Raw genomic sequence first — 14,581 nt, forward strand, 5'->3', positions numbered from 1 at the left:
GCTATTTATATCTTTTTAAGACATCCTTCTCACTAACTTCATACAACCGTTAGTCTTACCCTATTTCTTTTTTAGTGTCCTATTACTAAAGCAATAGACATAGCAACGCTACATATCATTATCCATATTAATATAGGTTTCCATACAAACTTCACCCATTCCGTATAAGAAATTTTACCTACAGCTAGGGCTCCCATTAAAATTGCTGATGTAGGAAATAGAATATTACTGATTGCATCACCATATTGGAAGGCAAGCACTGTCAATTGTCGATTAATGTTAAGTAAATCTGAAATAGGCACCATCAATGGCATAGTCGTTAAAGCTTGACCTGATCCTGATGGGATAAAAAAGTTAAGCATAAATTGCAATATGAACATTGCGATAATGACTAATGACGAGGGTACATCTGTTAGTAACGTCGTCATTCCATGAACAATAGTATCAATAATTTTTCCATTCTCTAATAAAACGATAATTCCTTTTGCAAATCCAACAATCATCGCGCCAAATAGAATATTTTGCATTCCTTCAACTAAGGCATCAAATGTTCCATTGAAACCAAGCCCACCTACAAATCCCGCTAAAATACCTGCAAGTAAAAAATTGGCACTCATTTCGTTAAAGCCCCATCCGAATTTAAAAATACCAAAAACATTAAATATTATTGTGGCCATAATAATGATTAAACTACCTGCTTGTTTTTTACTAAAGTGTTGATATTCAATATCTTGTTGAATAAGTCCTTCTTCTTGTTCTAAATGATATACAATACTCTTCGTCTTATCTTGTTTGACTTTATTTGCATAGACCATGACAGTTGTAATAGCAGTGATTAGTATAAGGAGATATATGATGGTACGAAGCCCCCAACCAGAGAACATCGGAAGTTCCGCAACAGTTTGAGCGACCCCTACTGTAAATGGATTTAACATTCCTCCACTAAACCCACTCGAGGCCCCTAAAATCACCATAGCTGCTCCTGTCAATGCATCATATCCTAATGTTCGTGCAATAATAATACCAATTGGAACAAAAATAATCGTTTCCTCTGCCAAACCAATCGTAAAACCTAAAATTGAAAAAGCCGTCATAGTTAAAGGAATCATTAAAAAATTCGCTTTTCCTAATGTTCTCATAGCTTTATTGACGCCATTTTCAAATGCACCTGTCTTATGCACAATCCCAAATGCACCACCTACTAAAAATACATAAAATACAATTTCGCCTCCACTTATAAGTCCTTCTGGAATTGCTCTAAAAATATTTAAAAAATTAATGTGTTCTGACGAAATAGTGTGATATGTACCTGACACCACTAATGTTTGTCCATTTTTCTTTTCTCTAACATATTCTCCTGCTGGAATAATATATGTCATAAGCCAAGCAACTAGAATAATAAACATTAATATTGCATAAGTATGTGGCGTCTTTAATTTAAATTTCCCTTCTTTCTTTTGTTCCATAGTATCCCATCCTTTTTTATATGAACTTTGAATATAAAATATATTTATTATCATACCTTATTTATAATTAAATGATAAGATTACAATTTTTATAACTATTTATTAAATGCATCACGTACTGTTATTTCAAAGAAGATTATGCAATATTTACTATTAAACATGACATACTTCATGATATCCCTACGAATGTCATGCTAGATATTGATTGTCAATGCCTTATTCAGAAAAAGTTATCGCGGTAATATTATATTTTATCGTCACTTAAATGATTAAAAACCAGAAATCAAAAGATTTTTGGCTTTTTTTATAAGAGCTGTAATGTAATATATAATCCTAATAAAGTTATAAATAAGACTGGAATCGTTATGATAATACCTGTTTTAAAATAAGTGCCCCGCGATATTTTAATTCCCTTTTGTGATAAGACATGAAGCCATAATAGTGTTAACCAATAGGTGTAATCTTAGGGCCCAAATCAGGTCCAATCATATTAGCATAAATCATATCTTCTTTAAGTATATGCATTGCTTGTGATTGATAAGTAGCAATCGCATCAATGAGTACGGTCGGTAAATTATTCATCATATAAGATAATATAGCCGAGATGAAACCTACGCCCATGATAATTGTAAACAGTCCGTAATTGGATATTGCTGAAAATATCTGTCCTAACATACTTGTAATACCAATGTTCTTCAATCCAAAGACCACTAAATACATACCAATTGAAAAAATCACAATATTCCATGGTGCTCCTTTAATCACTTTTCTAACTTACAGCGTTTGATTGTGCTGCTAAAATAAGAAAAACGTTATGACAAGATTTAATTTAATCCTCTCACAACGTTTTATTAAACGATGATTTATTTTTCTTCTTTTACAATGTTACCTTTTTCATCTAACTTTTGAATCTTTCCATGTTTTGTTCTATAAGTGCCTAGAATTTCACCTTTTTTGTTACGATAATTCACAATCCAATTCCCATTATGATCTGTCATTTTCACATCATCCCATAAATATCCTGATTTTTTCAATTCTACTTCATCAAAATCAGAAATAAGTTGATACACTTCATTACGATAACGTGTATTTACACTTCCAGATTTTTCCAAATCATTTGAATCTAATGGGTTACCTTGATTCTTTGCACTATGAGGTAATGAATTCGAAATGTGTATTTTGCTTGTAAGTTCTGGCAAAGCTTTGTTTTCTTTATTATCTTTATATACGTCTTCTAAGCTAGCTTCTTTCCCCTTATTAAGTAAATCATTATAATCCAATGTCCCTCTTTGCATACGTCCCACGTAAATGGTATCTTTATTAACCCCAATCAGTGATTGTTTTGTACTTTTATCTGGATAAACCATAAAAAACTCCATATGTTTCGGTGCATGCTTTACTGGTTGTTTCACTTTGACTAATGTAAAATCAACTAATTTATAATTATGTTTGCCCGTAGGTAATCTATATTCATAAATTCCAGTTAAAATTTCATTTTTAGTCAATGTATATTGATCGACACCATCAATACAAAATACTAATGCTAATCGTTCTTTCGTTGATAATTTAGACGTATTGGTCGATGAAGTTTCATCTTTTTTATCTGATTCGTTCTTTTTAGCTTTTTGAACGTTATTTTGATTTGATTTTGATTTATGATCTTCTTTTGAAGATTCATGCGTACTACAAGCAGCTAATAACATCATCATGATACTACCCAAAAATAAAATTTTTTTCATCTATTGGCCCCTCATACATTCTTCTCATTTTATTAATATACTATACATTATTTATACATTATTTGAAGGGGAAGATAAATATAAATTTTGTTAAAATACCACTTTTTCATAAAAGTTGCGTCTTATATAATTAAAAAACTATGTTATACTGTGTACAATGTTTCATTATTGTTTATAGCAATTAAAGTTTAAAGGAGTTTAAGCATGAAAAAATTCTCTGCAATCCTAATAACAAGCGCTTTATTACTTTCAGCTTGCTCACATAGTAATGATAATAATGGTAAAAATGAAAATAATACTAAACAAACATCTCAAACTAATAAAAGTTATGACAATCAACAAAAACACACAAAAGTCATTAAAGACGGTCGTACGTATGTCGATGGTGTCTTAATTGTAAACAAAGATATTGGTCTTCCTTCCAATTATAATCCTGGTGAAGATCCAAAAGCCCAACAAGCCTTACAACAATTATTTAGTGCTGCACAAAAGGATGGAATCCAATTATACAAAATAAGTGGTTACAGAAGTTATTCTACTCAAGTACAACTATATAATCGCTACGTTGCACGTGATGGTAAAAAAGCTGCAGATAAGTATAGCGCACGTCCTGGCTACTCAGAACATCAAACAGGGCTTACATTTGACGTTGGTGGTGTCAATTCAGATAAAAATTTATATGCCAGTTTCGGAAAAACAAAAGAAGGTCAATGGATTGCGAAAAATGCACACAAATACGGTTTTATTGTGAGATATCCCAAAGGAAAAGAAAAAGTAACAGGTTTTCAATATGAACCATGGCATTTACGTTATTTAGGAAAAGATACTGCAACCAAAGTATATCAATCTGGTAAAACATTAGAAGAATATGTAGGATTAAAATAATTGATTCATCAAGAAACTTATTACAAAAAACCATGAGTAGGATAAGGCTCACTCATGGTTTTTTTATATGCATCTAAATGTTTCACGTTGAACATCTTAGTAATCTAACTTTAATTTATTGAGTTATTATGAGTGTAATTGTTGATCAATATACTCCCAAACTAGTTTACTGACTTTATTATATTGCTCAACTGTTACTGGCTTATCAGCATAATGGTAAACTGGATCTCCCGATCTATATACATAATTATTGTAATATTTAACTAGCTGATTATAAACTTGATACTCAACTTTTCCATTTTCAGAACGTATCGGACCATCTTGTGATGGTGGCCCTCCATCTTTTTCAATTATTTTTCCATTGTTTCTGTTAATCATAACATGCTGTTTAACAGAACTATTGATTCCAAACAATGGTGTTTCAAAAAATGCTTGATTAGCATTACTTTTATCTTTTCTATAAATCAAATCTTCAGTTGTATAAAAACTACCATTTGCATTAAGTTCATCACTCGCAATTGCTCTCGCCTTATCCAGAGTGATTGTTTTATTTCGTTGTTGCTGATTTCGATTATTATATTGTTGTTGCGTTTGATGTTGCTGCTTTGAAATGTTAGAGTTATCACTTTTGTCATCTTGAACAACGTTAATATTAATATCTTCACACGAGGCTAACAAAAAACTAGAAGACAATATTAAAATAGTTAGTTTCTTAAAATACATTATGTACTTCCTTTATAACAAATTACAAAATAGTTGTTTAAAATATTATGTATTAATTTATTTTTAACATTTTGTAATAGTTTATTAAAGAGAAATAAAGAATTTTATAAATAATAAGTACAAATTTTTTAGCCTACCTACACTCTTAATTACTTAATTATTGTATTTTCTTTTTCATGAATCATTTGAATTATTTCATTATTTTCGTTCATAATCGCGACTTTAGGTGCATGATCGATTAATTCACGTTCGTCCAACTGTACATAAGTCATAATAATAACTATATCATCGACTTCTACTAAGCGAGAGGCAGCACCGTTTAGACAAATTTTCCCACTGCCACGTTCGCCTGCAATCACATATGTTTCAAAACGTGCCCCATTATTATTATTTACTATCGCAACCTTTTCATTTGGAAGAATATCAACCGCATCTAAAATATCAGCATCGATCGTAATACTCCCTACATAATTTAAATTGGATTCTGTGACACGTGCTCTATGAATTTTACTATTCATCATTGTTCTAATCATTTTCTCTATTTACTCCCTAAAATAATATTATCTATTAGACGTGCTTTAGAAAATTTGACAGCTAAAGCAATAAAAATTTGACCCTTTATTTCATTAACGACTTCTAGTTCTGGATAACTATAAATTGCGACTTCATCGATGTGACCACTTGTATGTTCTTGTAAGTATGTCTTTATTGCACCTACGAGCATATGACTTCGACGTTCACCTTCTTCATACATATCTTTAGCTAATGTTAAACTTTTACTTAGATGAACCGCTTCTTTACGTTCTTCATCAGTCAAATAGACATTCCGAGAACTACGCGCAAGTCCATCGTCTTCACGTACTATATCGACGCCAACAATTTCAATAGGATGATTAAAATCTTTTACCATTTTCTCAATAATTGCTAACTGTTGTGCATCTTTTTTACCAAAATAAGCCTTATTAGGAGTTACGATATTAAATAATTTATTCACTACTGTAACGACACCATCAAAATGTCCAGGACGTTGTGGGCCTTCTAAGACTTCCCCTAGACGTCCCACCTTTAATGTGACGCCTAATTCATCTGGATACATCTCTTGAGCGGAAGGGTGGAATACATAATCGACATGAATATCTTTAACTAAAGAAACATCCTTATCAATTTGACGAGGATATGCATCATAATCTTCATTTGGTCCAAATTGTAATGGATTTACAAATACACTAATGACTGTCACATCGTTTTCTTCAACTGAACGTCGCATCATGCTTAAATGTCCTTCATGAAGTGCACCCATTGTTGGAATGAAACCTATTGATTGACCAGACGCTTTTATGTGTTGTGCGATCGCTTGCATCTCTTTTACAGTATTAATTACTTGTGTCATTTTTATCAACCTCATCTAATACTTTTTTCTTATACGTATGTGCTTCTGTAGGAAATTCTCCTGCTTTCACTTCTTTATCATATTGCTTAATACCATCAATGCCTACTGATAAATCTGCAAACTGTTTTACGAATTTAGCATAACGTTCTACGCCATAATTCAACATATCGTGATACACCAATACTTGTCCGTCTGTATCTTTGCCTGCCCCAATACCAATAACTGGAATGTCTAATTGTTTACTAATTAATCCAGCTAAGTCACTTGGAATAGCTTCTAATACTAACGCCACGGCACCCGCTTCTTGAACAGCATGTGCATCGCGAATAAGTTGTTCTGCTGCGTCTTTTGTACCGCCTTGTAACTTGTAACCCATCACACCTACGCTTTGTGGCATTAAACCAAGATGTGCAACAATTGGAATACCAATTTGTGTCGATTTTTTAATGAAGTCAGTTAAATGGGCACCTTCTGCTTTTAATGCATTCGCATTGGTTTGTTGATATAACGTTATCGCATGATTTAAATCATGCTCCGCACTTACGCCTACCGCTCCGATAGGTAAGTCTACAACGATAAATGTATCATCGGCGCCTCGACGAACAGCTTTACCATGATGAATCATATCATCTAAAGTAACTTGAGTGGTTGTATCATAACCTAAAACTGTCATTCCTAGCGAATCACCAACTAGAATCATATCAATATTGGCTTGTTGCGCTTGTTTTGCACTGGGATAATCGTATGCTGTAACCATTGAAATTTTTGTACCATTTTGCTTCATTTCCATAAGTTTTGACAAATTTTTCATTATTTTATCAATCTCCTATAACATTATCTCAATAATATCACGTATAATTATATGTAATATTTTAAAGAAAGGAAAGTTATAAATGCGTATTGCGATTATTGGACCAGGCGCTGTAGGTACGACGATTGCCTATGAATTACAACAAGTATTACCTCATATCACATTACTTGGAAGAACAAATAAGTCCGTTCACTTTCGACCTGCAAATCAATATGTCATTGTTAAAGATATTAAGTCTATGACTAACTCCTTCGATGTGATTATCGTGGCAGTCAAAACGCATCAACTTGAATCTTTAGTTCCAGACTTAAACCGTCTTACTCATGATGAGACAACCATTATCTTAGCTCAAAATGGATATGGTTTGCGTTCAACTTTACCATTTAAACATGTCTACCAAGCTGTGGTCTATATTAGTGGGCAGAAAAAAGACGATGAAGTGATCCATTTCAGAGATTACCGTTTGCATATTCAGCATGATCGTCGGACTGAACAACTTAAACGCTATTTAGAACATACTAAAATAGAACTTATATTAGAAGATCACATAGAAACAACGATTTGGTATAAATTACTTGTCAATCTTGGTATTAATTCGATTACTGCATTAGGTGGCAATACTGCACAAATTTTAAAAATTTCGGAAGTCTATCAATTATGCACGCGCTTATTAGAAGAAGGTAAACAAGTTGCTATGGCAGAAGGTATTACCTTGCCTGACACGATTGTTGCAGATATTATGCATATCTATGCTGGTTATCCAGATCATATGGGAACAAGCATGTATTATGATGTTATGAATCATCAGCCCCTTGAAGTAGAAGCAATTCAAGGTTTTATTTATCGTAAGGCTAGAACACATCATCTTTCTACCCCATCGTTAGATACAGTTTACGCATTATTACAGTCTCACCATTCTTTATCCATTGAATATTAATGTTAAAATCAATGTTTAACCATTAATATTTTGTCAAATTATATAGTAATAAACCATATTACAAGCTATATAATTATTTTCAAAAACTTTTTTACTTTAATAAAAAGGAGATATATCTTTGGATAAAGCAACACGTATACTTAATATTTTGACATTATTATTAAATGGTCATGTTGTCACTCAAGAAGACTTAGATCGCTTTACAAATGTCAGCAAAAAATCCATTCAACGTGATATTAATACAATTAATACATTTTTTTATGAAAGTCATTTTTGGAGAAGCAATCATACTAAAGTTGTCTATAATTATCAATTAGGCGGTTATGAACTCACACATGATACTACGAACAAACAAAGCCTTGGTGTACTAAGTTTACTCATTAAGTTACAAAGTCTCACACCTATTCTTCATTATGATATTTACAAATTTTTCTTAAATGCGATGTCGTCTGTCAGAATAGAAGATAAACATATTTTGATGACGATGTTACATCAATTCAAAGTACGTGATGATTTACTTCCTGGAAAAATATTAATGGATCTTCAAAAAGCAATCGTCAATAAACATAGAGTACGTATTGAGGTAGATCATAACAAAATAACTATTAAACCGTTATCTATTTTGTATATGCATTATGATTATTGGTTTACTTACGAATTTCAACATAAAATACATACTGTTTCTTTGAAATCGATATCATCCTTACACGTTCTAGATACAAAATTTTCTAAAGACTTCGCGAACAATGCAGTATTATTTGAAATGAGTACCACCATTTGGAATCAATTTAAACAACAATTTTCAATTAAAGAGATTGTTTCACGTAATGAAGACACCATTTTGGCATGGGTAAATTGCACGCGATTTGATGCTTATTATATTGCTTATCAACTTGCTCCTCTAGCAAAAATCATTGCTCCGGAATCATATATCGATAGTTTTATTGAGCGTTTAGATGAAATTAAACGTACTTACACAGAAAACAACAGCTGACTATGAAAATCAGCTGTTGCTTTTTATTAATCGATTGGATCTCCATGTTCATCATATTTTGTTACTACACCGTCAGAAGTAACAATATATGAGCCAACTAAATCTCCACTTTTATCTAAAATTGAGAAGCCCCAATCTCCGTTTTCATCTTGTTCTGGTTCTTTATATGTGTAGGTATCTGTATCTAATTGGTGCCCCTCATAATCTTCTACCTTATCAATGACATTTGCACGTGTTACTTTTTCATCACTTGAGGTATCTTTCTCACTCGATGTATCATCAGAACTTGATTCTGTGTCAGTATCAAATTCTTCTGGTTGTTCTGGTGTATCACTAGTGATATGATTTGCAACTTCGTCTAACTTGGCTTCTGAAGGATTAGCAAGTTGTTTCGTTTCTCCATTATTTAAAATACGTGTCGTTTCATTTTTAGTATAATCATCTTCTTCCCAAAGACGGCCTTGGAAATGACTTGGTACATCGTAGAAAGTCACAGTTCCATCTCCGTTATCTTTAAAAGTAACATGACCTAAAAATGTATAATTTGGAGATAGTACAATCGTTCCATCTGGGTATACTTTTGAAGCTTTTTTATTATATGGATTAATAGGCTCACCCGACATATCTATAGGCGTATAGTTCATACTATCTTCTTTAAAAATATTGTCTACATCATTTCTTGCTGTGAGCCACACTCTAGCAAAGTACTCTTTTGAATTTTTATTATCCATATTAGAAGCGTGGTTACTTGTTGATGATTTACTACCACTAAATGAAATTTGTTTTGCAATTTCTTTATAATCAATACTTTTACTATATTTATCAAATAATGTATCTACATCTAACTCATGTCCTGTAGAAGAATTCATAAATTGTTCATACGTACCCGAACTTTGCGTGGCAGCAATAAAGACTTTGTCGCTTCCAACACCAATGATTGTCGCAAATGAACCCTTTGCCGGTTGTGCATTGTAGAATTTCATATCACTTGGTGCACCTTCTAGCTGTTCTGTAGTCTCTAATTGATAGGTATCTATGTTTTTTTGTTCGCCGCCACCGTTATAATTCGCAAAATAAGAGTGATTTTTTAATTCATTAGCGTTGATGACATAATCTGAAACTGACGGATCATTTAATGCTAACGCTACTTTTTCACCTTGCGTTAAGTTATCTATGTTATCCTTAGATTTGTTATGTTTATTAGAATTTGAATGATTTTGATTTGATGAGTGAGTGGATTTTGATGTCTTATGTTCAGATTGCTTATCCGAGTTATGATTACCAATAACATCTCCTAAATCACAACCTGCAAGTAAAGTTGTCGCCGTTATTGCGCCGATAGCTAAGTAATGTTTCTTCATTTATTTCGCTCCTTTTAAAATAAAAAAATATATATTCAACTGACAATATTAAACAGACTCTGTATGTCGTTATGAAAAAGTACACACTTCATTATCTAAAGCATGTACTTTTTTTATATCAATTACTTAATATGTTGACGTACGAAACGACCAGCATATCCTTTAAACGATTCACCACCAGACATTTCTTGTTTAGCATAAGCATCCGTTGAACCACCCATTAAGTTATATCCATACGTTCTTAAGCCATACATTTTTGTAAATGTACTATTTAACATTGGTGAGCCTGAAGCGCCTGATCTAAAAATATCTTTCGTTTGAATCTCGGTACCATTTGTTGAAAATTGAGTTACACGAAGTTTATTAAAATACGCTTTGGTGTTGTCGTTATATTGCCATGGATATCCTAATGAATAAAGTGGCGAATTGAATTTCAATTGTTTAATCTCTGAATCCGTTGCAATTTTAACTGGTTTCACATATTTAGACATATTTTGTTTTGTGTGAACCACTGCAATATCATATTGTGGTACTTTAATTACTTCTGTTGCTTGGAAAACATATGGCATACGACTTCCATCACGATTCATTTGAAATTTAATATATTTCGGAGCCGCTGCACGACCATATTGATCATCGATCACGTGTGCATTTGTTACAAATGTATGTGCCCCAATCACTGTTCCTGTTCCCATAGAATCTTGTTTTCTTACAGATGCATCGCGAGAACCTTTTTTCCAACCATTTAAATTAGATACACGACCAATCGCCTTTAAATTATTTTGCGAGGCATTTGGATAGCGTTGAATTGAAATACTGCTGTTACTAATTTTTTTCGCTTTTAAATAGGCTTGATATGATCCTCTTTGTATACCGTCATAATAATAGTTGGTTTCTACAGCTTTAGCCTCTTGATGTTGGGATGAATATCCGAGTACACTGGCACCAATAACGACACTCGCTACTAATGATTTACCAAATTTAGATTTTAGCATTAATTTGTCCCCTGCTTTCTTCAATTTAGAAATGAATTGTTTTATGTTTAAAATAAAATATGTACATCAATATTATAAAACAAACAAAGGACAGTATGCGTCTTTTTTATAAAACAATTTATTTTTAACTTTAATGTACATTTATAAAGTATTTACATAGAAAATATTTTTCTTTACAAACTTCAAAATATATAGTATAGTATTAAAGTAAAATTATGGAGGGATACTCAAGCCTGGCTTAAGAGGCTAACCATTTTATGGTTAGTAGGAGCTTTTAGCTCGCGTTGGTTCAAATCCTTCTCCCTCCGCTATCTAAGAAACCTAAGATTCAATTCTTAGGTTTCTTTTTTATTTCACTTTTTATATTAGCATTCTCTATTATCCAAATGCCTCTTGGAAAAGGGAGACGTATTACGCCACCTCGTTCTCCTAGAAACCCCGAGTTACATTTGAATACACACAAGTAATAATTTTTAAGGAACAGTCTACTTTATTAGGTTTTTGCCCCTTAATTTACAATTTTATTACACATTTCACGTTTATATATACTTAAAATGTACGTTTACTCTATGTAATTGTGACAGATTATTGACAACACTTTCATATAGCGTTACTATCTATTTACATTCAATTTACATTCAATCAATCGACAACGTTGATGGTTAAATCTCGTATGTGGCTCCGTTCTACATACGACAATTTTTTCGCTATGTTTGTAAACGCTTTCTAAAATGTCGGTTAAGAAAGGATGATGACGTTGGAACATATTAAAGCGATATTTAGTAAGTTTTTCGGTTTTATACCACGATCAATTATTAATATTTTTATTTAATCTATATACTTTATAACAAAAAAACAATTAATAGAGGTGCTATTTATGAAAACAAGACAAAATAGATACAGTATTCGTAAATTCAGTGTGGGCGCATCATCCATTTTAGTAGCAACATTGCTATTTATGGGAGGCGGTGCTGCACAAGCAGCAGAAGCACATCAGGAAGCAGAAAATCCTGACTCAGCAGTAGCACAATCTATTGGAGATCATAAAAAACAATCTGATAATCAAGAAACACAACAAGACAATGTTCAACCTGACGAACAAGCTACTGCTACATCTCAGTCAGTAGCTAACAAAAATGAAAAACAACAAGGCTTACATAATGAAAATACGACCTCAACTCAAACTAAAAACGCCAATCATAAAACGAATACAAAAGAAGAAGCAACTGACAACAATGTAACCCATCAAACTACAAAATATTCAACAGCTGAAACTGAAGAGGCAGCAGCTGAAACTAAAGAAACATCATCTACAAAAACATCTTTTGATGACTCTGAGTCAGTTTCAACTAAAGAGGAGCACCCTTCTCTTGAAACACAAGAATCGACTAAAAACACAATTCAAAAAGACACACCAACTTCAAATAAAAAAGAGAATACAACAGAAGACACACCAGCAAGTGAGTTATCTGTGAACGAACAACATTCTCAATCTTCAGAAAGAGCAACAAATGAAAATCCAACGACAGAGAAAGCGACAATTCATGAACACTCAACTAATGAAGCAAAAACACCATCTACAAAAGAGAATACATTAAAAACAACTGGTAATCGTTCAGCAGAAACGAATCAATCAGAGCTAAACAAAAAAACAACGCCATCCACATCATCTGAGTCTGAAGAAGAATCAAATGTTAATGACAAGCATGAAGCGAAAACACCGTCCACTGAACAAAACAATGATACAGTCGAGACTACTGAAACAAAACAAACTGTGACAGCAAAACAATCTACAGATTCTACTACACCTATAGAGAATACTTTAAACACTAAAGATGAAGCGATCTCAATTGATGGTACAACAAATGAAACTGTTGGAAATAAAGATGCTAAAGATCAAAAAAATTCACAGGCTGGCTTAGAGACATTAGCTAATAATGCAGTAGCAACAACAAATAATACATCTCAACAACAAGGTACGGCAGAAACAAAAGATCAAACCAATAAAGTTGCTAAACAAAGTCAATATAAAAATCAAGATCCAATTATTCTCGTTCATGGTTTTAATGGATTTACTGATGATATTAATCCTAATGTCTTATCACATTATTGGGGTGGCGATAAATTAAACATTCGTCAAGAGTTAGAACAAAATGGTTATAACTCTTATGAAGCAAGTATTAGTGCATTTGGTAGTAACTATGACCGTGCCGTTGAACTATATTACTATATTAAAGGTGGTACTGTAGATTATGGTGCTGCACATGCAGAAAGATATGGACATGAACGCTATGGTAAAACATACGAAGGTGTTTATAAAGATTGGCAACCTGGTCAAAAAGTGCATCTAGTTGGTCATAGTATGGGAGGACAAACTGTTCGTCAATTAGAAGAATTATTAAGAAATGGTAGTCAAGAAGAAATTGAATACCAAAAAACACATGGTGGTGACATTTCTCCTTTACTACAAGGTGGACACGATAATATGGTTTCTTCAATTACAACATTAGGCACACCGCATAATGGTACACATGCCTCTGATAAGTTAGGTAATGAAGCTATTGTTCGTCAAATCGCTTTCGATATAGGTAAACAACTAGGTAACAAAAACTCTCGAGTAGACTTCGGTCTGTCTCAATGGGGTCTAAAACAACAACCTGGAGAATCTTATTTATCATACCTTTCACGCGCTAAAACATCTAAATTATGGCAAACGAAAGACAATGGTCTATACGATTTAACACGTGATGGTGCGACAGATCTTAACCGCAAAACATCACTTAATCCAAATATCGTTTATAAAACATACACAGGCGAAGCAACACACTCTACATTATTTGGTAAACATAAAGCAGATTACAATCTCTTCTTACCATTCACAGTGACAGCAAATCTAATTGGTAAATCCACTGAAAAAGAATGGAGAGAAAATGATGGTCTTGTATCTGTGATTTCATCTCAACATCCTTTCAATCAAGCTTATACAGAAGCAACAGATACAAATCAAAAAGGCATTTGGCAAGTAACACCTACTAAACACGACTGGGATCATGTCGATTTTGTAGGTCAAGATAGTACAGATACAAAACGCACGCGAGAAGAATTACAACAGTTTTGGTATGATTTAGCAGATGATTTGGTTCAAACAGAAGCGTTAACTTCAACTAACAAAGCTTAATATAATTTTTTACGGAAAGGTGGTTGTCTAATGTCTGGTGATATCTTTCAACTATTTTCTTCATTTTTTAGAGTTATGACATCGTTATTTTTCTAATTAAAT

12 protein-coding genes, 1 tRNA gene and 1 pseudogene are annotated in these 14,581 nt (G+C 32.7%); 5 read left to right on the forward strand and 9 right to left on the reverse strand.

The annotated features are described in order from the left end of the window. Positions 1-71: 71 nt before the first annotated feature. The 3 genes and pseudogenes from HMPREF3046_RS10455 to HMPREF3046_RS10465 form a co-directional block, all read right to left on the reverse strand. Entirely contained in the window at positions 72-1,466 is a 1,395-nt protein-coding gene (locus tag HMPREF3046_RS10455) for a YfcC family protein (protein WP_070719371.1), read from the reverse strand. A gap of 304 nt (positions 1,467-1,770) precedes the next feature. Further along, positions 1,771-2,277 (reverse strand): annotated as a pseudogene (locus HMPREF3046_RS10460) (ArsB/NhaD family transporter); the annotation flags it as partial. Positions 2,278-2,329: 52 nt separating this feature from the next. Beyond that, positions 2,330-3,205: a hypothetical protein gene (locus tag HMPREF3046_RS10465; protein ID WP_070719374.1), complete on the reverse strand. Its 876-nt coding sequence runs from the start codon at positions 3,203-3,205 to the stop codon at positions 2,330-2,332. Positions 3,206-3,409: 204 nt separating this feature from the next. On the opposite strand from HMPREF3046_RS10465, the gene HMPREF3046_RS10470 reads away from it, so the two are divergent. Further along, on the forward strand, positions 3,410-4,090 hold the full coding sequence (locus HMPREF3046_RS10470; RefSeq protein WP_070719377.1) for a M15 family metallopeptidase: 681 nt from the start codon (positions 3,410-3,412) through the stop codon (positions 4,088-4,090). A gap of 126 nt (positions 4,091-4,216) precedes the next feature. On the opposite strand, the gene HMPREF3046_RS10475 is transcribed toward HMPREF3046_RS10470, so the two are convergent. The 4 genes from HMPREF3046_RS10475 to panB all read right to left on the reverse strand — a co-directional run bounded on the left by HMPREF3046_RS10475 (position 4,217) and on the right by panB (position 7,014). Beyond that, positions 4,217-4,813: a hypothetical protein gene (locus HMPREF3046_RS10475; RefSeq protein ID WP_064206839.1), complete on the reverse strand. Its 597-nt coding sequence runs from the start codon at positions 4,811-4,813 to the stop codon at positions 4,217-4,219. Positions 4,814-4,962: 149 nt separating this feature from the next. Then, positions 4,963-5,346 carry an aspartate 1-decarboxylase gene (panD, locus tag HMPREF3046_RS10480; RefSeq protein WP_002449536.1) on the reverse strand — a complete coding sequence of 128 codons (384 nt, stop codon included), beginning with the start codon at positions 5,344-5,346 and terminating at the stop codon, positions 4,963-4,965. Between the two features lie 5 nt (positions 5,347-5,351). Next, positions 5,352-6,203, reverse strand: a complete 852-nt coding sequence (gene panC / locus HMPREF3046_RS10485) for a pantoate--beta-alanine ligase (protein ID WP_064206840.1) — start codon at positions 6,201-6,203, stop codon at positions 5,352-5,354. After that, positions 6,187-7,014: a 3-methyl-2-oxobutanoate hydroxymethyltransferase gene (panB, locus tag HMPREF3046_RS10490; RefSeq protein WP_064206841.1), complete on the reverse strand. Its 828-nt coding sequence runs from the start codon at positions 7,012-7,014 to the stop codon at positions 6,187-6,189. Before panB ends, panC begins: the two co-directional genes overlap by 17 nt. Positions 7,015-7,096: 82 nt before the next feature. On the opposite strand from panB, the gene HMPREF3046_RS10495 reads away from it, so the two are divergent. Both HMPREF3046_RS10495 and HMPREF3046_RS10500 read left to right on the forward strand, forming a co-directional pair. Then, positions 7,097-7,951, forward strand: coding sequence for an oxidoreductase (locus tag HMPREF3046_RS10495; protein ID WP_070719378.1), 855 nt, complete (start codon positions 7,097-7,099; stop codon positions 7,949-7,951). 118 nt (positions 7,952-8,069) lie between these two features. Next, positions 8,070-8,945: an HTH domain-containing protein gene (locus HMPREF3046_RS10500; RefSeq protein WP_070719380.1), complete on the forward strand. Its 876-nt coding sequence runs from the start codon at positions 8,070-8,072 to the stop codon at positions 8,943-8,945. Positions 8,946-8,971: 26 nt separating this feature from the next. Here HMPREF3046_RS10500 and HMPREF3046_RS11670 read toward each other — a convergent pair whose 3' ends face one another. Continuing rightward, on the reverse strand, positions 8,972-9,814 hold the full coding sequence (locus HMPREF3046_RS11670) for a hypothetical protein (protein WP_371093864.1): 843 nt from the start codon (positions 9,812-9,814) through the stop codon (positions 8,972-8,974). Between the two features lie 614 nt (positions 9,815-10,428). Further along, complete coding sequence (locus tag HMPREF3046_RS10510; RefSeq protein ID WP_070719384.1) at positions 10,429-11,301, reverse strand: trypsin-like serine peptidase; 873 nt, start codon at positions 11,299-11,301, stop codon at positions 10,429-10,431. 217 nt (positions 11,302-11,518) lie between these two features. Here HMPREF3046_RS10510 and HMPREF3046_RS10515 point away from each other — a divergent pair. Together HMPREF3046_RS10515 and lip are read left to right on the forward strand one after the other, a co-directional pair. Beyond that, positions 11,519-11,609 (forward strand) — tRNA-Lys (locus HMPREF3046_RS10515). Positions 11,610-12,178: 569 nt separating this feature from the next. After that, positions 12,179-14,479: a YSIRK-targeted triacylglycerol lipase gene (gene lip, locus HMPREF3046_RS10520; protein WP_070719387.1), complete on the forward strand. Its 2,301-nt coding sequence runs from the start codon at positions 12,179-12,181 to the stop codon at positions 14,477-14,479. Positions 14,480-14,581: the final 102 nt, after the last annotated feature.

Source organism: Staphylococcus sp. HMSC070D05 (assembly GCF_001815595.1).
Lineage (GTDB): Bacteria > Bacillota > Bacilli > Staphylococcales > Staphylococcaceae > Staphylococcus > Staphylococcus hominis.